This is a genomic window from Gloeothece verrucosa PCC 7822 (assembly GCF_000147335.1).
GTDB lineage: Bacteria > Cyanobacteriota > Cyanobacteriia > Cyanobacteriales > Microcystaceae > Gloeothece > Gloeothece verrucosa.
On the sequence record NC_014501.1, the window covers coordinates 876,736 to 896,364 of the forward strand.

At 39.2% G+C, this 19,629-nt stretch carries 17 protein-coding genes and 2 pseudogenes; 9 read left to right on the forward strand and 10 right to left on the reverse strand.

The window, feature by feature from the left end; translation table 11 throughout:
• Positions 1–127: 127 nt before the first annotated feature.
• A complete protein-coding gene (locus CYAN7822_RS03905) occupies positions 128–1,969 on the forward strand; it encodes an alpha/beta hydrolase (RefSeq protein WP_013320944.1) in 1,842 nt (613 codons plus the stop codon).
• A gap of 76 nt (positions 1,970–2,045) precedes the next feature.
• Here CYAN7822_RS03905 and CYAN7822_RS03910 read toward each other — a convergent pair whose 3' ends face one another.
• The 3 genes from CYAN7822_RS03910 to CYAN7822_RS03920 form a co-directional block, all read right to left on the reverse strand.
• The gene (locus CYAN7822_RS03910; RefSeq protein WP_013320945.1) at positions 2,046–3,386 is read right to left on the reverse strand and encodes a TldD/PmbA family protein; all 1,341 of its coding nucleotides are present in this window, start codon (positions 3,384–3,386) and stop codon (positions 2,046–2,048) included.
• Positions 3,387–3,511: 125 nt separating this feature from the next.
• On the reverse strand, positions 3,512–3,871 hold the full coding sequence (locus CYAN7822_RS03915) for a type II toxin-antitoxin system PemK/MazF family toxin (protein ID WP_013320946.1): 360 nt from the start codon (positions 3,869–3,871) through the stop codon (positions 3,512–3,514).
• Positions 3,865–4,095: a DUF2281 domain-containing protein gene (locus tag CYAN7822_RS03920; RefSeq protein WP_013320947.1), complete on the reverse strand. Its 231-nt coding sequence runs from the start codon at positions 4,093–4,095 to the stop codon at positions 3,865–3,867. Before CYAN7822_RS03920 ends, CYAN7822_RS03915 begins: the two co-directional genes overlap by 7 nt.
• Positions 4,096–4,198: 103 nt before the next feature.
• On the opposite strand from CYAN7822_RS03920, the gene CYAN7822_RS03925 reads away from it, so the two are divergent.
• The 3 genes from CYAN7822_RS03925 (at position 4,199) to CYAN7822_RS03935 (ending at position 7,009) form a co-directional block, all read left to right on the forward strand.
• Positions 4,199–4,714: a DUF29 family protein gene (locus CYAN7822_RS03925; RefSeq protein WP_013320948.1), complete on the forward strand. Its 516-nt coding sequence runs from the start codon at positions 4,199–4,201 to the stop codon at positions 4,712–4,714.
• 61 nt (positions 4,715–4,775) lie between these two features.
• A complete protein-coding gene (locus CYAN7822_RS03930) occupies positions 4,776–5,945 on the forward strand; it encodes a DUF262 domain-containing protein (RefSeq protein ID WP_013320949.1) in 1,170 nt (389 codons plus the stop codon).
• Positions 5,945–7,009, forward strand: a complete 1,065-nt coding sequence (locus CYAN7822_RS03935; protein ID WP_013320950.1) for an MAE_28990/MAE_18760 family HEPN-like nuclease — start codon at positions 5,945–5,947, stop codon at positions 7,007–7,009. The genes CYAN7822_RS03930 and CYAN7822_RS03935 overlap by 1 nt, the downstream gene beginning before the upstream one ends.
• A gap of 175 nt (positions 7,010–7,184) precedes the next feature.
• Here CYAN7822_RS03935 and CYAN7822_RS03940 read toward each other — a convergent pair whose 3' ends face one another.
• Positions 7,185–8,789: a Ppx/GppA phosphatase family protein gene (locus CYAN7822_RS03940; protein WP_041933124.1), complete on the reverse strand. Its 1,605-nt coding sequence runs from the start codon at positions 8,787–8,789 to the stop codon at positions 7,185–7,187.
• 756 nt (positions 8,790–9,545) lie between these two features.
• On the opposite strand from CYAN7822_RS03940, the gene CYAN7822_RS03945 reads away from it, so the two are divergent.
• From CYAN7822_RS03945 to glmS, 5 genes and pseudogenes are all read left to right on the forward strand, one after another.
• Positions 9,546–9,773 (forward strand): KGG domain-containing protein, encoded by a 228-nt coding sequence (locus CYAN7822_RS03945; protein WP_013320952.1) that lies wholly within the window; start codon positions 9,546–9,548, stop codon positions 9,771–9,773.
• 152 nt (positions 9,774–9,925) lie between these two features.
• Positions 9,926–10,621 (forward strand): heterocyst differentiation pentapeptide repeat protein HetL, encoded by a 696-nt coding sequence (gene hetL, locus CYAN7822_RS03950; RefSeq protein WP_013320953.1) that lies wholly within the window; start codon positions 9,926–9,928, stop codon positions 10,619–10,621.
• Between the two features lie 150 nt (positions 10,622–10,771).
• A complete protein-coding gene (locus CYAN7822_RS03955) occupies positions 10,772–11,443 on the forward strand; it encodes a PEP-CTERM sorting domain-containing protein (protein ID WP_013320954.1) in 672 nt (223 codons plus the stop codon).
• A gap of 118 nt (positions 11,444–11,561) precedes the next feature.
• Positions 11,562–12,116, forward strand: a complete 555-nt coding sequence (locus CYAN7822_RS03960) for a DUF3172 domain-containing protein (protein WP_013320955.1) — start codon at positions 11,562–11,564, stop codon at positions 12,114–12,116.
• 229 nt (positions 12,117–12,345) lie between these two features.
• Positions 12,346–14,242: pseudogene (gene glmS / locus CYAN7822_RS03965) on the forward strand (glutamine--fructose-6-phosphate transaminase (isomerizing)).
• Between the two features lie 196 nt (positions 14,243–14,438).
• On the opposite strand, the gene CYAN7822_RS03970 reads toward glmS, so the two are convergent.
• The 6 genes and pseudogenes from CYAN7822_RS03970 to CYAN7822_RS04000 all read right to left on the reverse strand — a co-directional run bounded on the left by CYAN7822_RS03970 (position 14,439) and on the right by CYAN7822_RS04000 (position 19,626).
• Positions 14,439–15,827, reverse strand: a complete 1,389-nt coding sequence (locus tag CYAN7822_RS03970; protein WP_013320957.1) for an alpha/beta fold hydrolase — start codon at positions 15,825–15,827, stop codon at positions 14,439–14,441.
• Between the two features lie 33 nt (positions 15,828–15,860).
• Positions 15,861–16,214 carry a hypothetical protein gene (locus tag CYAN7822_RS38890; RefSeq protein WP_216701563.1) on the reverse strand — a complete coding sequence of 118 codons (354 nt, stop codon included), beginning with the start codon at positions 16,212–16,214 and terminating at the stop codon, positions 15,861–15,863.
• A gap of 397 nt (positions 16,215–16,611) precedes the next feature.
• Positions 16,612–17,478, reverse strand: coding sequence for a hypothetical protein (locus CYAN7822_RS03980; RefSeq protein WP_013320959.1), 867 nt, complete (start codon positions 17,476–17,478; stop codon positions 16,612–16,614).
• 123 nt (positions 17,479–17,601) lie between these two features.
• Entirely contained in the window at positions 17,602–18,066 is a 465-nt protein-coding gene (locus CYAN7822_RS37455; protein WP_013320960.1) for a hypothetical protein, read from the reverse strand.
• 387 nt (positions 18,067–18,453) lie between these two features.
• Positions 18,454–18,870, reverse strand: a pseudogene (locus tag CYAN7822_RS03990) (putative toxin-antitoxin system toxin component, PIN family).
• A 495-nt stretch (positions 18,871–19,365) separates the two neighbouring features.
• Entirely contained in the window at positions 19,366–19,626 is a 261-nt protein-coding gene (locus CYAN7822_RS04000; RefSeq protein ID WP_013320961.1) for a DUF4926 domain-containing protein, read from the reverse strand.
• Between the last annotated feature and the right edge of the window lie 3 nt (positions 19,627–19,629).

The window sequence follows — 19,629 nt, forward strand, 5'->3', positions numbered from 1 at the left end:
GCTCAAATTAATATATATTAGGATAGCAGTCCGTCAGAGGTGAATAAAAATTGTCATTAAAAAAAGATTTTGTTCAGATCCTCTAGGATTGCTCTATGGGAACTCGAGTTAAAATTCAATAATAACAATGAGTAAAAAAATCCTCAATGAAGACAGATCCTTAGCGAAAAAAAAATCGGCTCAGTCTTTTAACTTCTCCCTGAGACGGTTACCGATAATAGCCAGATTACAGAAGTCCCCGCACAGGAATAAACATCTCTTGAGTGTGACTCAGACTGAGGAAGCAAACAAGTACCTGATCACTCCTCGTCGGTTGGTTTTGCCGTCGTTTCTTCAGCAAAAAGGGATAGTCTTGGCTGTTTTTTGTGCGTTAATTTATACGCTGCCAGTGAAAGCCGCACAGACAATATTGTTTACTTATGGTCCGGCTAAGTTATCGCTGAGGGTGGAGTCGTTAGAACTGTTTGCCAAGGACAACATCGTTAATAACAATCTGGCTTTTTATTTTAGGAGGACAAACCGGCAACAAGAAGAAGAATTCCGCCAAGCTTTAACTAAGCGTATTGAGCTTGATCCGGTGGTACTGTCTCGCTTTTTCAATACGGAAATTGGAGAAGCGATCTTAAACCGGTTTGGGAGATATGTTACCCTTCCTGGCGGTCGCAATGGAAAATTTGCCCTGCGTGCGGCGATTATCAGCGCGGCTTTAGATCCCCAACAAGGACTAACTTTACTCAATATTTTACGTAAATTACCGACAGATGTTCAATTGCAAGGAGAACAGATTTTAGGCTTGGCCAGAACTATTGACAAGGTCGTTCGAGCCACTGTGCTATTTACGGATGTTATGGCTCGCTTGTCCAATGAGGAGGCCCAAAAACAACAGCCACCTATTGATTTTTCTAAATTGCCAGACCTTCGCCAACCTGGTGCTTATGGTGCAGAAAAAATCGTCATGAACCTGAACGATACGGCGCGAAATCGTCAGTTTTATGTGATTGTCTATAAACCTCAACGATGGCGCGAGGGGAAAACACCCCTAATTCTCTTCTCTCACGGACTGGCTTCGAGGCCTGAAGACTTTGAAAGTTTGGCTCAACATTTGGCCACTTATGGCTATGTGGTTGCAATGCCTCAGCATCCTGGGAGTGATTTGAAACAGGCAAAAGCGTTAATAGAAGGGACTTCTAGAGAAGTTTTTGACCGGGATGAATTTATTAACCGACCTAAAGATATTAGTTATGTAATTGATGAACTCGAACGCCGCAACGCTAGAGAATTTGGCGGGCGCTTGGATACCAATAATGTGGGGATAGGGGGGCATTCTTTTGGGGGATATACGGCTTTAGCGGTAGCCGGGGCAGAAATTGATTTTGATTTTTTGCAAGAAGAATGTGAGCGTCCCTTTGGCGGACTGAATACGTCTTTATTGCTTCAGTGTCGCGCTTTAGCGTTACCGCGTCAAGTTTATAATTTCCGTGACCCTCGCATAAAAATGGTGGTGGCCAGTAATCCGGTTAACAGTAGTATTTTTGGTCAAAAAGGACTGGCTAAAATTGAAATTCCGATCCTTTTGGCTTCGGGAAATTACGATCCGGCCACTCCGGCAGTTTTTGAACAAGTGCGTTCTTTTGTTTGGTTGACGACACCGAATAAGTTTTTAGCGTTGGCAGAAGGACAGGCGCACGTTGATTTTTCTCAACTTGATGCGGGTATTACCGAAGTGGTGGAGTCTGTGGAAAAGTTGACTTTACCGAGTCCGGATTTACTTCATAGCTATCGTAATGGTATGCTCACGGCTTACTTTGGGGCTTATCTGCTCAATGATCCTCAATATCGCTCTTATTTTAGTTCAGCTTATGCGGCTTATCTCTCTCAAGCAGAAAAGTTTAAACTCTTTTTTATCACTTCGGTTTCTCAACCTGAGTTAGAAAAAGCGTTCGCCGCGTTCAGAACGAAAGAAAGGTAGTTTATTAAACTAATGGGTTTAACCTCTCCCTCAACCGTTCCCCGACGAGGAGAGGGAGCGATATAGTATTTTTGTATTATTCACCGGTAATAGAAAGTTTATCCACCCAAACTCGCGGACAAACGCCTCTAGGGGTAACTTCTGCTTCGGGTTCGACAAAAATGATCGACTCTAAGAGTTTGAGAAAATCACCGGCTACGGTAGCGGAGTCGATACTGGTTAATTCCCCATTATTAACCAACCAACCATCAAACGGCAAAGAAAATGATCCCTGTAAAGCATTCACTCCGGCATGAAGCGCTTGAACACTATCAATGAGAACCACATTTTCGGCTTTATCTAAACTCAAACTTTCGCCATTGGTTTCTCCGGCCAAGACATGATAATAATTTGGACTAATGCTCACTTTTGCTCCTAAGTCAGCATTACCAGTGGGTTGAGCGTTCATCCGTTTGGCTGTTCCTACACTATGGAGAAAACCGGTGAGAATACCTTTTTCGATCAGGGGAACTCGACGAGTAGGAGTTCCTTCGCCGTCAAAGGTTTCTACTGAGATATTGTCTGGGTACAGTGCATCATCATACACCGATAACCAAGAAGAGGCGATTTGTTTTCCTAAAGAGTCAGGGGTAGAAAGACTTTGTTTATCGAGAATACTTTGAGCATTGTACAGATTAGAAAAAGCCCCCAGTAAGCTTAAAAAGGCTTTAGGAGAGAAAACCACCCGATATTGAGCAGTTTTAATCGGTTTATAATCTAAGTGACTGATGGTTTTTTTGGCGGCTTCTTTGAGACATCCATCAATATCTAAATTATTTAAGCTGCGGCTGATTTTAATAGCGCCAGCACTGCGGGGTTTTTTACCTTCTTGTTCGGTTTTGGTATATAGATAAATCGAGGCATAAGAACGAGATTCCTGCCGCAAGGCTCCTTCGCTGTTAAGATAGAAGCGCTCCACATCTTGTTGTCCGATGCCATTATAAGGGACTGCAACAATGGCCGGGTGTGCATCCATTAAGGTTTTTTCGGCGGCAATTAATTTTTCAATTAAGGTTGCAGCAGGCGCTTGAGGTAATCTTTCGATTTTGATGTCTGCGGTTGGGGCTTTGGCTTCGGGGCTAAAGTCAGGTATATTTTCTTTTACGCCAAACTGACTAGCTTCATAAGCGGTTTTTAGGGCTAAATCTAGGCCCAATGCGTCAACATCTGTAGTGGTGGTGACTCCGACTAAGTTATCTTTATTCCAAACCCGTACAATCACTGTAGAACGGTTAGCGGCTTCTACTTGTTTTGGTTTGCCGCCAAAAACTTCTGCACTGGTTTCATCTATTAAGGAACCATAGATATCAAATTTTTCTATTCCTATTTTTTGGGCGCTGGTTTGGGCGTAGTTGGCAATTTCTTCGACTTTGGGCATGGTTTTAGGTATTTATTGAGGGTGCAAGATGGGTTTATTGGGTAACACAGTTACCATTAATAGTATAAAGATTAATCGGGAGAACTGTCATGTCATAATTGGGAAATAACTCTTGCCAATAAAAACTATTCCTGTGTTTCTTGCAAACCCAAGATAGCAGCTAATGCTTTAGCTATCTGTTCTATATAAATTTCATCAAGATGGCCCAATAATCTAATAATTCTAGAATTGTCAATAACTCGAATTTGTTCACAAAGAATTACAGACTCTTGATTTAAGCCACCTATTCCTGCTGTAATCAAGACATGAGATGGTAAAATAACACGGCGAATTTTTGTGGTAAACGGAGCAATAATTGTATGAGGACTAACCGCATTAGCCCTATCTATTTGTAAAACTACAACAGGTCTTATTCCTTTTTGTTCTGTACCAATGACAGGGTTAAGATCGCATAAGACAACATCGCCTCGCTTAACCTCTACCATTGAATTTCATTCCTCGCTAGACGATTTTCATAATCTTCTAAATTAGATAGATAGTCAGAAAAATCTGCTTCAAAAATTTCAATATCTTCTTGAAGCTGTTCCTCTAATTGAGATGGTACTTGATTATTTTTATGAATCAAAAAATCTATAAAATCATTGACCTCTTGTAAAAGAGGTTCGGGAAGCGTTCGCAGTTTTTCAATTGCTAGGTCACGGATGGTCATTTATGGTATTTTATTGATTTTAGGTTAAGTATATCATAAATTTTAAACTAATTTTTTTTTAATGTTAAGATAAGATGGTGATTTCCTTGGCTTTTACGGGTTTATGGGACAAGAATTAATTGATTTGAGAATGAGTATTTTAGAAAGCCGCTATGAGGATGCTTTAGCCATTGTTGATGATCTAGAGGAAATGAGTAAACAAGCTATTATTAGAAGTATTGATTTTTTTTTAGTGCGTTTACTTGTCCATCTTCTGAAAAATCAGGTTGAGGAGCGTTTAACCAATTCTTGGGCGGCTTCTATTGTGGATTCTATTCGACAGATTAAAAAACTGAATTTAAAAGATAATAAACGCTCTTATTATATTAATGCTGATGAATGGCAAGAGTTTTTAGAGGATGCTTTTGAGGATGCTATTCGGTTAGCGAGTGTTGAAATATTAGGCGGCAATTTAAAACCTAAACAAATTTTATCTCGAGTTGATCAAGTTCAAGTGATACAACTCGCTCAAGAGTTACTCGCTTTGACTTATAATTATGAAAGTAAAGCGTTACCTGAGCAAGTTGATCGGTTTTTAAGCCATTTACCGGGGGGTCAGGAATGGCTTGACGAAGAGTAGAATATTAGTAGGCAATACTCGCCCTGTTCATTTTTTAATTTATATACGAAAGGAGCTATCAATGATACTAGCACCATCTGAAGAAACAATGTGGGATGTTACTCGTTCAGGTAAGCCGCCAAAAATGTCTGATGATGATATTAATGAAAAATATGATAAAGGAGAAAAAAGAATATTAACGGAAATGAATCGAGAAAAGTTACCTACTTTTGCGGCTTCTTTAAAAAATCCAAATTATATAGAAATTCGTCCTTTTTATCAAAGAAGACCTCGTTGGGATAAAAAAAGGCAATCAAGACTCATCGAATCTTTTTTAATTAATATTCCTGTTCCTCCTATAATTTTATATGAAAAAGATTATAATTCCTATGAAGTCATGGATGGTCAGCAAAGAATTACTGCTATTCAAGATTTTTATGATGATAAATTAAAGCTTACAGGACTAGAAATTTGGCCTGAACTTAATGGAAAAACTTATAAAAAACTACCGGCAAAAATAAAAGCAGGTATTGACCGTCGTTCTATATCATCTATAGTTTTGATTACAGAGTCAACAGCAGATCCCGAAGAAGCATTTTTTTTAAAACAACTTGCATTTGAGCGTTTAAACACAGGAGGAGTAGCTTTAAGTCGTCAGGAAATAAGACACTGTTTATATTATGGACAGTTTGATCAACTATTAATTGAACTTTCAAAAAATACTTTTTTTGCCAAAGCCTGGGGAATTACTCTTGATAAGCCAGAAGAACTGGATAAAAACAACTTCTATAAAAAAATGGAAGATACTGAATTAATTCTGCGTTTTTTTGCTTTGAGACATATTGCTAGTTTTAAAGGAAATTTTGAAAATTTTTTAAACTCATATATGATGAACAGTCTCAAATTTTCCGACAAAGATATAGAAATTCTGCGAGATATTTTTTTGAAAACTATTGAAATGGCTCATCAAATTTATGGAGATAAGTTATTTAAACCTTTTGATCCCTCTTCAAATACTTGGAACTCTTCCTCTTACAAAGCCTATTATGATGCTGTAATGGTTGGTTTAAGTAATCATCTATCTAGTAGTGATATTTTAATTCAAAAAAAATCAACAGTGATTGAAAAAACCAAAGAGCTTTTTAAAACAAGAGAAGCAAAACTATTTACAGGTCAAGGAAAAACTAAAGCTGATCTTGAAAAAAGGATTGATTTATTTAATAAAATGTTAGAGCAGATCATTGAAGAATAATGTTTGATGAACTTATCAAAACCATGAAAGGGAACATTTCTACAGTTCGTTCTCTGGTACAAACTAATGAAAAACTACGTGATATTTTTTTTGGTAAGGCGTTTACATTTGAAAAGACTGAGCATGATTATTTAGATTTAACTTCTATTAAAAATACTATTCCAAATGTTGATGATTGGAGAGTTTATGATCATTGTGCTGTTGTAACAAGACTTTATGCTATTTATGAAAATTTTATTGAAAGTTTGATTAAAGATTGGATAGCAAGGCTACCAAATTTATTTTCTTGTTATTTAGATTTACCTGAAGAAATACGAGGAACGCATCAGATAGGCGTAGCTAATTTATTAATTGTACTCAAAAAGAAAAAAAATAGATATGAACATCTTTCAATTGAGGACGTTATTCGAGGTTTATATTTAGGGAATACTCCTAATCAAAACCAATATGATCTAATTCCCGATGCCTTCCTTTTTCACGATCAGAACTTACGAAAAGATGCTTTACAAAAATTATTCGCTGAAGCCGGTATATCAAAAGCGTGGAATTGGGTAGAAAATCATAGAAGCGTAAAGTCTTTTATAAAAGAAGTTTTAGGTGATGAAAATACTCCTGAAGGAGAACTAAAAGAACTGATTGATTATCGCAATGAAGCCGCTCACGGTGCTATTATTGATAATGTTTTAGGATATAGAAGATTATTAGACTTGTGCGGTTTTGTGGAGGTTTTATGTCAAGCATTGGCTGATTTAGTAACCTATCATATTATTGAACGGCAAAAATCAATAAATAAAGTTAAAGATATTGGGAAAATCATCGAGTGGTATAAAACGTCTAAAGCAGCAGTAGCTAAAATTATAGATGCTAATTTATCTGTTGGAAATACTGTTTTTTTAGTGGATAAAAATAAATCATACTGTCAAATAGTCAAAATTAAAAGTATTCAAATAGATGATATTTCTCAGCCAGAGGTATTGATTACTATTGAAACAGAAGTAGGATTACAATTTGATCAAGATGCTAGAAAAGATGTGAGCATTTATATAAATGTTTTAAAAAATTAATTTAGGCGACAAGAGAGATCATCCGTTCTGATTTTCTGACAATTTTTGCAAGTCGCTAATTAACTCCTATTAATTTAATTTGGCTTGTTTATCCCTTGTCTATCTTTTAAACCTAGTGCGGAACTCGTTCCGCAGCCCAGCCTATGAGGATGCGCTCTGAACGCATCCCACCCTTTTAAACCTTAACCGGAGCCGCTTCTAAAGTCGCCACCACTTTAACATTATATTCTTCCTCAAAAACCAGCTTTTTGTAATCTAAATTCCACAGTTCCAAAGCACAATCATCATCCGGTTGACTCGGGAATAAATGTAAATGTAGGGTTTTGTATTCAGGGTCATACTTACAGTCTAATCGCGCAATTCCTCCGATTTGCCGGCGGTCTAAAGCAACAGCAATCCGTAAAATACTACTGAGTTGTTTAATCATTTTGCGCTGAATATCCGGCAACTTACTATAAGGAATATGTTTTTTTCTCGGTTTACTCTTGCGGTGATAGCGGGCGATATTGGCAATTAATTCTAGTTCCACCTCAGTATAGCCCAACAACTCACCATTACGAATTAAATAATAGGAATGTTTATGGTGGGAAGAATGACTAATATACAAGCCGCAATTATGTAAAATTGCTGCCGCCCACAGGAACTCTTTTTCTTCACTTCCCCAAGTATGAAGAGTGCCCTGAATTTGGTCAAATAAACTGAGTGCAAAAGCGGCTACTCGTTTGGCATGGTCTAAATTGACATCATATTTATGGCCAATTTTAAACACACTGCGCTGACGAATTTCACTTTGATAGCGCAAGCGATCCGCAATATATCCATGAGTCAGCATCCAGTCTACAATCATTCCCTCACGCAAAGCGCGTTCACAGAGGGTAATAGTCTCTATTTTTAACATAGTCATGGCTTCTAATAAAACCACCGATCCGGCTAAAATAATCTCGGCGCGTTTGTCCGACATACCCGGAATCATAAGCCTTTGCTCAAAACTCATAGAAGCGAAACGCTTGAGCATTTCTTTAATATCTTTACGAGTAATTTGATAGCCATTGAGAGGACTCGGAACAGACCCCAATTTTTCTAAAGCATGGATAGTGGCTAACGTTTCAATAGTACCAGAAGTTCCCACTAAACGCGGTTCTTCTTCTGGCTTTAAATAAGTCCGCAATTCATCAATGGGACGTTCTATCATTCCCCGCACATAAGCCCGTAGGATAGCAAATTCTTTATCACTAATGGGATCGCTATGAACAAAATCTTGAGTTAAACGCACGGCCCCAACTTTTGTACTACTCAAGAAACGAGCATCATCTGAGTCAGCTAAAATGATCTCTGTAGAACCGCCGCCAATATCAATAATAATATGCGGCTGGTTTTGAAAATCCATGCCAGATAAAACCCCTAAATAGATGCGTCTGGCTTCTTCATAACCCGAAATAAGATTAACAACGATCCCGACTTCCTGTTCTATCTGTTGTAAAAATTCATAGCCATTGGGGGCTTCTCGGGTGGCACTGGTGGCCACTGCCACGATATGATCTGCATTTAAACTGATGGCAAAGTCTTTACATCGTTTTAAGGTAGCGAGTGATCTTTCCATAGCGGCTGAGGTAAGTTCCCCGGTTTTTGGGTCTCGGTCCCCGAGTCTAACAGTATCTTTTTCTCGGGCGATAATGGTAAAAGCGGGTATGGTGGGATCGATGTGAACCACTACCATGTGGATCGAGTTGGTTCCAATATCAATAGCCGCCAAAATACAGGGATCTGACTGAGTCGTCATAGCAGTGTGTTCAGGGTTAGGGATACTTTCATGATCAGAGTTTATTCTAGCGTTTCCTAGGTAAGACTTTTTAAAGATTTCTAACACAGAAGACGGGTAACGATAAATAATAACCGAGTTTGAATGTCATTACGCGCCACCCCAGTGCTGTATATTTTTAGGGTTTTTTTACTATTTGGTTTCCCCTGTTTCCTTTTATATTAGGATGCTCAAGGACAAAAGGTTTTAAAGTTAATCTTATCTTCTCTTAAATTTATGCGGCTTAGGCTTATGAAATCTTTTTTTTCATTTTAGGACTTACGCACTGTAACGAATGAGAGTCGGGTGATAGATTATTGGATCTGCCTTCGCTATTTCCTTGGCAAGGCCAAGGATGACATAAAACAAACAGCAAGCCCAACAGCCAAAGAAAGCCCGATCAATTTGGGAGCGTCGCGCTTCGACTAATACCCATCATCAGAACAGGATAGATGTTATTTTGTTTTTTCAAGATGCTGAGACTAAGAACACAATTAGAGAAAATTTACTTATCTCAGAAGTCATAAATTAATACAGAACTTTAGAAAGATGAATTCTCATGTATTACTTTTTACGATTGTAATCGTAATCATCGTTCAAGTATGGACTTAAAAAACAAGACATTTGCTCAACAATATTCAGTAAATGTTAACTTCTTAAAGTTGATTTCTTGTTTTTAGAGAATACTTGAAAAACCCCATATAACCCGATAAGAACAAAGATTTAAGGAGTATAAAGATGTCTGATACCAGTAAGCGCGGATTTGCTTCAATGGATGAGGATAAACAACGGGAAATCGCCAGTAAAGGCGGTAAAGCCGCTCATGAAAAAGGAACAGCCCATGAGTTTACCTCAGAAGAAGCCAGAGAAGCCGGTAGCAAAGGAGGAAAAGCTGTAAGTCAAGATCGTGAACATATGGCCGAAATCGGTCGAGAAGGTGGCAAAAAAAGCCACAAAAATGACTAAATAACTCATCAGATGAATTGAACATTGATACCCTAAGCCTTAAAGCCCTGCTAGAATGTGGGGCTTTTCTTTAGGGGAGAGGGAACAGAGGATAATTTTGAAGGCATTTGTTGGATAATAGAGATCTTACACAACTAATCTCAACAATTAGCATGGATATCAATGAACTTTTAAAACGATACACACAAGGGGAAAGAGAGTTTCAAAAAAGTAACTTACAGGAAGTAGAATTAATAAAAGTTAATCTCAGTAGGGCTGACTTCTCATATTCAGATTTTCGTTCCTCTCGACTGGGGAAAACAAATTTTTCGGCTGCCTGTTTTTTAGGAGCGGATTTCAGTGAAGCAATTTTATGGGGAACAGATTTTAGCAAAGCTAATTTAGAAAAAGCTATATTACGGGAGGTAGACCTAAGCGGCGCAATTCTCACTGAAGCTAATCTAACCCAAGTGAATTTGATTAAAGCTACTTTAGGAGGAGCCAATCTGAGTTTAGCTCAATTACCGGGTGCGATTGTCTACGAAGCAGATTTTCGTCCTACCTCCGAACAAAGAACCAATCTTACACAAGCCAATTTAAGTGCAGCTAACTTAAGTTATGCCAAACTCAATGGGGCTAATTTGTATCAAGCTCAACTGATGAATGCTCAACTTTGTAGGGCAGATTTAAGTAAGGGAATTTGGCAGAATTGTTTACCCACTGACCTGAGTGAAGCGAATTTGCAAAATGCCGACCTCAGTTATGCAGATTTGAGCGGAGCTATTCTGTGTTATGCTGACTTGACAGGTGCAGACCTTACAGGTACTATTTTAACCAATGTAGACCTTACAGGGGCAATTTTGCCTTAAATCAACCCATTTTTGTCAAATAAAATCGACTAAATTAAATTATTCTTTTTAATTTCTAGTCTAAAAAAATGGGCTAACAATATTAATAGGCTACATGGGCTAAAAATTTAAATAATTTTGACAATTTTTTTCAAAAATTGAACCGAAAAAATGAACAAATTGTCCACTCAGTTAGCACTTAGTACCGTCGGCACAATTATCGCCAGTTCTATAGTTTATTTAGGACCGGCTCAGGCAGCCGCTTTTAAATTCTATATTGATCCAGAAAATTCTTCAATCTCGGGCGATCTTAAAGGGAGTCTAAGTTTTGATCAAGAAAAAACTAATTTAACAGGTGTGGGTTTTGAACAAGCTACTTTATCTCAATTGCCCGAGGCAAAATTTAACTTTAAATTCAGGAGTGATGTGTATATTGCTAACGGATATTTGTCCAAGTTTAATTTATCCGAGCCAACCTTTTATTTTAATTCTGGCAACTTAGTCGGGATAAACATTAATGGATTTTCAGATGCGGTTCAACTGCCTTCGGCTTTTCCCAAAAATTATGCCGGTGAGTTTCCGGTGTTTTTTGGAAGCGGGAATTTTTCAATTAGCGGCGATTATTTAATAGAACAAGTGGCGGGTAATGTGGATAAATTGATTATTGCAACAGATGCAAAAGGCCGGCTAATTGCTGTAAACAATTTAGGTTTTGAACCCTACAATTTTGACGGTCAAGGCCAAGTGATTTTTCAGGCGGTTCCAGAACCCATGACCATTTTAGGATCAGCTACAGCTATAGGTTTTAGCCTATTTTTCCGAAGAAAACCCGCGAAAAAATAGAAATTTAAGATTTGGGTGGGCACTCCCCGCCCGATAAAATAACGTCTTGGTAGCTGAGGTTTGTTAGGATGGAAGAAATTTAGCCAACATCCAAGACCTTAAACAAAGATTATTATTTATGGCCAGAAGACCTAAATATTCGCCTCCTCCTCGTTCTAACCCACAAAGATCGGCTCCGGGTTCTTCTGTTGGGGGATTTAACTTGAATTATGGACAGATAGCCCTTTTTGGCGGCATATTTGTTTTAGGAGTAGGAGTAGGAATCGGTTTTAGTTCTACTGCCAGTTTTAGCCCTGAAAATGTTGCCTCAAGAGAAGTGATTGATCGCAGTGCCCCTAATGCGGAATTATGTATACAATTCGGGGCCAGTGCCATTGTCAGTGATCTGAGGGTATTTATCACGCTTAATCCCTTCAATGTCTATGTGACTCAACCCACCATGCAACCGGGTTGTGTGTTGCGGCGTAATAATTGGGCTATTCTAGAACAAAAACGATTAATTAGTAATCAGCAAGTGGGAGAGTGCAAAAATAGGATGAATACTTTTGGATTTACGGGACCTCTAGAAGGAAAACCGAAAATTGATTGTATTTATCAAAATGATGCGGCGGGTAACTTATTCCTCAACCAACCCGGGGCAGTTACTCCCCCAAGTGAAACACAAGATTTCTAATTTCGTCGTACTAAGTCATTATCGTAAATCTAGGTAGAAACAAAGCTTACCTGCTATGATATTCTAAGCTTTTAGTAAGCATTGAGGAGCGTTACATGACTTAACAAAAATTTTCCGCCTAAAAACACGGGCAATCTCAAAAATGAGGATTTATATTAAATTCTCAGTAAAGCTTGAGGCTTGTCAAATGCATAACAAGTAACTTATTAAAGATAATCAGATAAATTAAATGTGTGGAATAGTTGGATATATTGGAACTCAAACCGCAGTTGAGATTCTACTCGGCGGTTTAGAAAGACTAGAGTATAGAGGATATGACTCAGCAGGAGTCGCTACCATCTTAGAAGGGGAGTTACACTGTACTCGGGCCAAAGGAAAACTCTACAATCTACGAGAAAAACTGGAAAGAGAAGTCAATCCGGCTCAAATCGGTATTGGTCATACTCGCTGGGCCACTCACGGAAAACCTGAAGAACATAATGCCCACCCCCATAGAGATTCTAACGGACGAGTAGCCGTAGTGCAAAATGGCATTGTGGAAAATTATCAAGAATTACGAGAAGAATTGAAAAGCAAAGGCTATCAATTTCTTTCAGAAACCGACACAGAAGTAATTCCTAACTTAATTGCTGATATTTTATCTCAACAGACTGACCCCGAAGATGCCGATAGTTTCTTAAAAGCGGTACAAGCGGCGATTAATCGTTTAGAGGGAGCATTTGCCATCGGGGTTTTATGTGTAGATCATCCGGATGAATTAATCGTCGCCCGTCAACAAGCGCCCTTAATCTTGGGTTTTGGACAAGGGGAATTTTTCTGTGCTTCTGATGTGACGGCATTAATGCCTCATACCCATGCGGTTTTATCGCTAGAGAATGGGGAAATTGCCCGTTTAACCCCCTTGGGCGTAGAAATTTACAATTTTGAGGGTAAACGTCTTAAGAAGACCCCTAGAACCCTAGATTGGAATCTCACCACTGTGGAAAAACAGGGATTCCGTCACTTTATGCTCAAAGAAATTTATGAGCAACCTAACGTGATCCGCAGTTGTTTAGAAGCCTATCTAAATCCCGATTGGCACCCTCAAAATAATTCGCAAGTTAGCCCGATTAATTTAGGCTTATCAGAATCTTTATTAAATAAAGTAGAAAACGTTCAAATTTTAGCCTGTGGAACCAGTTGGCATTCTAGCTTAGTGGGGAAATACTTGATTGAACAGTTGGCGGGTATTCCCACGATGGTACAATATGCCTCAGAATTTCGTTATGCGCCATCTCCGATTACGGCCAATACTCTCAGTATAGGGGTAACTCAGTCGGGAGAAACCGCCGATACCTTGGCGGCTTTAGAAACGGAAAAACAGCGCCGCATCGCTTTAGAATCTAAATATCAACCGCGAATATTAGGGATTACTAACCGCCCTGAAAGTACCCTAGCTCACATGGTAAATGAGATTATTAATACTCAAGCGGGTATTGAGGTGGGGGTAGCCGCCACTAAGAGTTTTACCGCTCAGTTAATGGGATTTTATCTATTAGCGTTAGAGTTAGCTTACCGTCGTCAAGCTTTATCTTTAGAACAGTTCGCAACGATCATAGAAGGGTTGCGGCATTTGCCCCGACAGATGGAGTTAGTATTAGAAAAACAAGAGTCATTGATTGAAGAATTGGCTCATGAGTTTAATGATACTCAAGATTTTATTTTTCTCGGGCGAGGCATTAATTTTCCTATCGCTTTAGAGGGGGCTTTAAAGTTAAAAGAGATCAGTTATATTCATGCTGAAGGCTATCCGGCTGGAGAGATGAAACATGGTCCTATTGCTTTATTAGATGCTAAAGTGCCTGTGGTTGCTATTGCTATGCCTGGGCTAGTTTATGAAAAAGTGATCTCCAATGCTCAGGAAGCCAAAGCCAGAGATGCGCGTTTAATTGGGGTGACGGTTATTGATGATCTCGATGCTTCTCATACGTTTGATGATTTGTTAACGGTGCCAAAGGTAGATGAGATTTTATCGCCGATGTTGGCGGTTATTCCTTTGCAATTGTTGGCTTATCATATTGCGGCCAGAAGAGGCTTAGATGTGGATCAGCCGCGTAATTTGGCGAAAAAGCGTTACGGTTGAGTAGGTTGGGTTAGGCGGCAATTACCGGAGGATAATAAAGTTCTATAATTATGGTTAGCTCTTTTTGAACGCTACCAAAAGGAAGGTCGTGGCCAAGGGACAGGAAAAAACTATGTTCCTTGGATTAAGATTCAAGACTTTCCTTCTGGCGATCGCTCATACCTTACGACAAGTCCAATACACTTACGTGCGACGGAGTGTTAAACGAGTCCACGATACCAGAGCCAATAACTAAATCCCCCTAACAATAGCAAACTTAGGAGGGGAATAATCCAGGCGAGAGGCGATGACTTTGGCGGCAAATTATCGGTTATTTTGATCGTTTTTAGCGGTAAATGACCTAATAAATCATTCGCGTCGTATTGGTTTTTGATCACATATTCAAATCCCGGCCAAATATATTCCGAGTTGTAAGCATTGGGTTGCTTTTTAACACCACCGAAATTCTTAAACAAAGCATCGTCGAAATAGGTCGTATCGGTTACCGCCTGATTGTGGAAAGCGATTAGAGGAGGATGATCTTGCTTTTCCGAAAGGGAAAAATAAATTTTTTTCTGAGTGCTGGCAATATAGTCGAAATTGGGTTTTGCACTTCCTAAACTTCCTTTCACCCAAGTTTTGGGATTGACGATTGTATCGTCTACCCCGTGCAAGATACCAACAGGAATATCCAATTTCGCTCCGGTTTTTTTAATCTCAATCGGTTTTGAAGTAAACGGGGAGCGGAACAGCCGTAAAATAAATAGGGCAATTCGAGGAAGGCCCAACAGACTACTCGGCGCGGGATCGGCGGTCAAAATTTGTTTGGCTAAGAAATTATATTTCGTGCGATTAAAATCCGCGACAAAATAAGGCCAACTCAACGCCAATAACCCACCTAAAGAATGACCGAAAACATAAAAATCAAAATCGCCATCGAGTTCGGGATTTTTTTCGCATAATATTCGCCAAGACTCGGAAGTTAATGTAACTGCGCTTTCCATCCAATCGATAGGACTGTAGAGAAGACTTAAACCGACAGTGGAGATCAGTTTGACCAGATTCTTACGATATTCTGGAGCAAAAATATACACTAGCCGGACGATTAAAATAATTGTAATAATAGCGAGTGCGATCGCCAGACATTTGATCGGGCTAGGTTCGTTAGGAGCAACGCGAATGCGACAGAATTCACGGGCTTTTCTTGTTTGTTGAGCGAATTTATCGTCCGAAGGAGTTTTTCTTTGTCGGATCGTATCGATCGCCATTTGATACCAAAAATATAAGTGACGTTTCTTTTGACTAGCTTTCAAATCCCTTTGCTCTATACTGTCAGGATAGTCACTTTTTTGAAAATCGGGAAAAAATACATAATAGCCCTTTTTAGCTAACTCTTCCAAATGAGCCTCGTAGAATTGGGGGAGGCATAAAGCGAAACCGTGTAAATAAACAATTAGCTTTCGTTTTCCTTCAGTATCAAAACAGGGCTTATGGGGAACAAAAACTTGAATATAATTACCCCGGATATGGCTACCGGATTGATAGACCGTATAGCCATCTCGTCGTTCGTCAGTGAAATTGATTTCTAGATCCGTGTGGTTTGCCATCATTAAATTCTCCAAGATCAATACAAAAAGGAGCTTTTATATACCAGGTAGCGGAGAGCCAGCACCGACGGAGCGATCGCCGGAAGTCCTCCGCTCGGTTCGGGTTCTTCGCTCGGTTAGTAACAAACACAGAGCCAAAACAAATTCCGACGCGCTCCCCGGTAACGTGCCGACTAAAACGGAAGGAATAGCGTTACCGATTAAAGCGATCGCCGTTCCCGCAAATAACCACCGCCATCGGAGCCGGAACCAGAGACCGATACTGATAGCGAAAACAAACAGATTGACCACAATCGTAATAATTGGCGGGCCTTTAACTGTCGCAAGCTTATAGCGTAAAACACCCGCGAAGGTAACAGGAATTAAATCCAAACCGGCGGAATTCGTCACAAATGGGATCGCGGCCAGTCCTAACGCGAATAACCAAGACAGAACTCGCGTAACACGATTCGCCCAAACCGCTCCAGCCCGGTGGGATAGTTCGATCCCAATAACAATAAACAGAGGGATCACAATACCGTGTAAATAAAAACGTACCGCGCTCAACTTAATTAAGAGTTCTCCCTCGCCGATCACCCTTCCCATTGCCAGAACGAGATTATCATAACCTAGACTCACCAAGACAATCGGTAAAACGATCATCGCCAGACTATTCGCTCGCAGCCATAGACGGATCGCCCAACCGAGCAATATCCCTTCCATTAGCGCGAGGCTGAAATGTCCGAAAGGATAAACAAACGACAGTATTGAATTCATCAAAAAGCTTCTCCATCAAAAGAACGCAATCCTAACTTTGTTCGAGCGGTACAGTTGCGGTGGGAAATTCACCGAGAATTCCCTGACGGTAGACCAACCAAGTAAAAATGGCCACTCCCGCTTCCGTTCCACACAAATCGTGTAAAATGTGGAACAAAGCATTAAAAGTTATTTGGGGATCGCTATAGGGATTGCCACCATATTGATCGAGGAGAAAAATAAAAGTTAAATTAACCCCGACCGAGAAAAACGGCACTAAAATTACTTTCCAATCCTTTAATAATTTATAACCACGGTAGGTGAGTACGCTAAAAACAATGGTGAGCGCGATGTAAATAGGAATCTTGAAACTACTATTATTGTGCGCGTACCCTAGGGGATACAGAAGAGAAACCACTAACAAGCTAATCGCAAAAACAAGATTAACCGCTTTCGTGAGCATCGTGTCTTTCTTGGCTAAGCTATCCGACCAGAGAGCGAAGGCAGAGATCAAGAAAAAATAGAACATAAAGTTCAGCATCGTAAAATCGTTGTAGTAGTACCAACATTGGGTAACGTGCCAACCGATTTCCGAAGCGATCGCCACCATGATAAAAGCTAGACCGAGTTGAGAACCAAAAATCGCCTTCAATGGCAATCCGAGGTTTTTCAAACTCTGGTAAAAAATTCTCATCGCCAGAGGAATCAGAACGAACGTTAAAACGTGGGTAGTGATTAATCCCCATTTCCAAGGCCCTGTAATACAAGTAGCTGAAGCACCCGGTATAGGAGGAGAAATTCCCGGAAGTATAGCGAGAATATAGCCGAATCCGGTTAAACCGATCACAAAACAAAACCCAATAAAAGCCAGATTGGCATTAAAAATCTTTCCGTCCGTTTTTCTTTGAAATTTTTCCATAGTGCTAGAGACGAGGATATTTTTAGCGGATTCCAAGTCTAGTTCCTATCGCTCGATTTTTTCTTGATCAGTAGCGGTTTCACAGTAAATGGAATCCTAATTAGAGAATTGATTTTAGTAGATTTACGAGGGAAAATCGGGCTTGAGATCAACGCCCAAGGTAACATCGAGAGCCGGTCCAAAATCTTTTCCGCTCGCTCGGTAAATCGTAAGTCCCGGTTTCAAAATAGCAGGGCCGCCACAGGATTGAATTAAGTCGGTTTTATTCTTAACTTTAAGATTAGAACAGCCGAACTCAATCTCTTGCTGACCATTAGGAGATACGTTAACAATTTGAATTAACTCGATCATTCCGGTTTCACCGTCTGGTAAAGCAACGATGGCACTACGAACTGGTTCGGCCATGTCAAGTACCCTTTCTCTTTGCAGCTTGAACGTTCCGTTTTGAATGGCAATTGATTTAAATATATCCTTCGCGCTCGGTACGCCGACATCGGCCATGGCAGTCGCGGGGAAGAAGAACGTCACGAATGATATGGCAATAGCGAATACATTCGCCCAGATTAGCGATTTGTTCAGTAAATTCATGGCAATTTTCCTAATTCGTGAATTATGTCTTAAGGAGGATTTTTTTTTTTCGCTTGTGTAGTAAACAACTAAACTATATTATCTCCTGCCCATTTTTAAAACCATCGAAGTTTAGGCTTTTAAGAATAATTTAAAATTCTATGGGTTAATCGCATATTACTTAACAAAGTAAAAACCTGAATTAGCAAAGGTTTAAAAAATTTTAGCAATACAACTTAACAAAGTTTGTTACAAAAGTTAATTGATCGCTTCGCGGCATTATGTGAGCCTATCCTTCGAGATGATGGAAAATTTAGGGGAGTATGTTTTAGGATGTTTGTTGGGGTATGATTTTTGGCAGGAGGTGGATAGGATGATTCATTGGTTGGTTGAGGGGATTATTTTGACTTAATCACTCAGTAAAAAATCATTAACCGTAACAATATTAATTGATTGAAAAGGGTGTAAAATTAATAAATCTTGATCACCTGTAATAATAGATTCTGCTTGACCATTAACGGCTAATTCCAAATATTTATTATCTTTAGGATCTCGACAAATATCGGTTAGAAAGCTCATTTATAGAATAAATTCAACGGTTTGAGATAAACCTAATAAAAATTGTTGACGTTCTTCAAGGGTAATATAGGGGTCAAACTTTGGTCGAAATAAGACGGTTTCTAATTCTTGCCAAGTTGCAGGAGATACGATAATGATTCCTAAATGTTGGGCTTTTTTTAAAGCCATGTTCGGTTTACTGTTTGGCGATAAAACGGAACTAATAATGATATTTGTATCAAGAACAAATCGTCTATTCATCTTCATTTAAGAGAGATTCTAAAATTTCAGGGGTTAATCCTCTCTCTTGTGCTTTTTGTCCAATAGTATCCATTGTTTTATATAATCTGTCTAGAGATTCTTTTCTAGATCCAGTGGCAGATTGAAGATAAAAGGCGATTTTTTCTTCGTAATAGCTGATGATCCTGTTTATGTTGCTCCATTACTTACAGTGTTGCCAAGTGAGATGAGTAAGCTTCGGATGGGAGAGTTTGAAATAAGCTATATTGGCAATGGCAAATTGCTTCGTAGAGGAAATCACGAGACAACCTATGTAGGTACTGATCTTGTGAAGGTAAGATGGCAAAATATTTGGTATGTGCTAGGTAGTGCATTCAGTTTGAGTCTACACGAAATGTAAAGCTTAACAACCGCGCTGCACCAGATCGTGAAAACTGGTCACCTGAGATGCGAACGTAATTTGCATTTGGTGAGCGCGAACGTTACAAGGTAAAGTAAATAGACAAAGTCAAAAAACACTGATTAAGCTACTTCAAGTTCATAATGTAAAACCAATAACTCATCTTCCTTTAAAATAGCCATCGCATATTCCCGTCCTTTGCTATCAGCAAACTCCACTAAATATTGCTTTTCTCCCTCTTTTTCATAAATTTCTACTACCGTTCCCACCTGTCCACTGGGTAAGCTTTCAATAGACATCAATTCGGGTTCAACTAAGGTTAATCTTTCCTTAGCAATCGGATTAATAATCGCTACTGTATCTAACATTAAAATATTTTTCATAAT

Excerpts from the sequence above, each read along its gene's own strand:
- CYAN7822_RS03945 (WP_013320952.1), top strand. The coding sequence starts at position 9,546 with ATGTCTGATACCAGTAAGCGCGGATTTGCTTCAATGGATGAGGATAAA.
- CYAN7822_RS03920 (WP_013320947.1), bottom strand. The coding sequence starts at position 4,095 with ATGACCATCCGTGACCTAGCAATTGAAAAACTGCGAACGCTTCCCGAA.
- CYAN7822_RS03960 (WP_013320955.1), top strand. The coding sequence starts at position 11,562 with ATGGCCAGAAGACCTAAATATTCGCCTCCTCCTCGTTCTAACCCACAA.
- CYAN7822_RS03930 (WP_013320949.1), top strand. The coding sequence starts at position 4,776 with ATGATACTAGCACCATCTGAAGAAACAATGTGGGATGTTACTCGTTCA.
- CYAN7822_RS03915 (WP_013320946.1), bottom strand. The coding sequence starts at position 3,871 with ATGGTAGAGGTTAAGCGAGGCGATGTTGTCTTATGCGATCTTAACCCT.
- CYAN7822_RS37455 (WP_013320960.1), bottom strand. The coding sequence starts at position 18,066 with ATGAATTTACTGAACAAATCGCTAATCTGGGCGAATGTATTCGCTATT.
- CYAN7822_RS03970 (WP_013320957.1), bottom strand. The coding sequence starts at position 15,827 with ATGATGGCAAACCACACGGATCTAGAAATCAATTTCACTGACGAACGA.
- CYAN7822_RS03935 (WP_013320950.1), top strand. The coding sequence starts at position 5,945 with ATGTTTGATGAACTTATCAAAACCATGAAAGGGAACATTTCTACAGTT.
- CYAN7822_RS03910 (WP_013320945.1), bottom strand. The coding sequence starts at position 3,386 with ATGCCCAAAGTCGAAGAAATTGCCAACTACGCCCAAACCAGCGCCCAA.
- CYAN7822_RS03905 (WP_013320944.1), top strand. The coding sequence starts at position 128 with ATGAGTAAAAAAATCCTCAATGAAGACAGATCCTTAGCGAAAAAAAAA.
- CYAN7822_RS03940 (WP_041933124.1), bottom strand. The coding sequence starts at position 8,789 with ATGACGACTCAGTCAGATCCCTGTATTTTGGCGGCTATTGATATTGGA.
- CYAN7822_RS03925 (WP_013320948.1), top strand. The coding sequence starts at position 4,199 with ATGGGACAAGAATTAATTGATTTGAGAATGAGTATTTTAGAAAGCCGC.
- hetL (WP_013320953.1), top strand. The coding sequence starts at position 9,926 with ATGGATATCAATGAACTTTTAAAACGATACACACAAGGGGAAAGAGAG.
- CYAN7822_RS03980 (WP_013320959.1), bottom strand. The coding sequence starts at position 17,478 with ATGGAAAAATTTCAAAGAAAAACGGACGGAAAGATTTTTAATGCCAAT.
- CYAN7822_RS04000 (WP_013320961.1), bottom strand. The coding sequence starts at position 19,626 with ATGAAAAATATTTTAATGTTAGATACAGTAGCGATTATTAATCCGATT.
- CYAN7822_RS03955 (WP_013320954.1), top strand. The coding sequence starts at position 10,772 with ATGAACAAATTGTCCACTCAGTTAGCACTTAGTACCGTCGGCACAATT.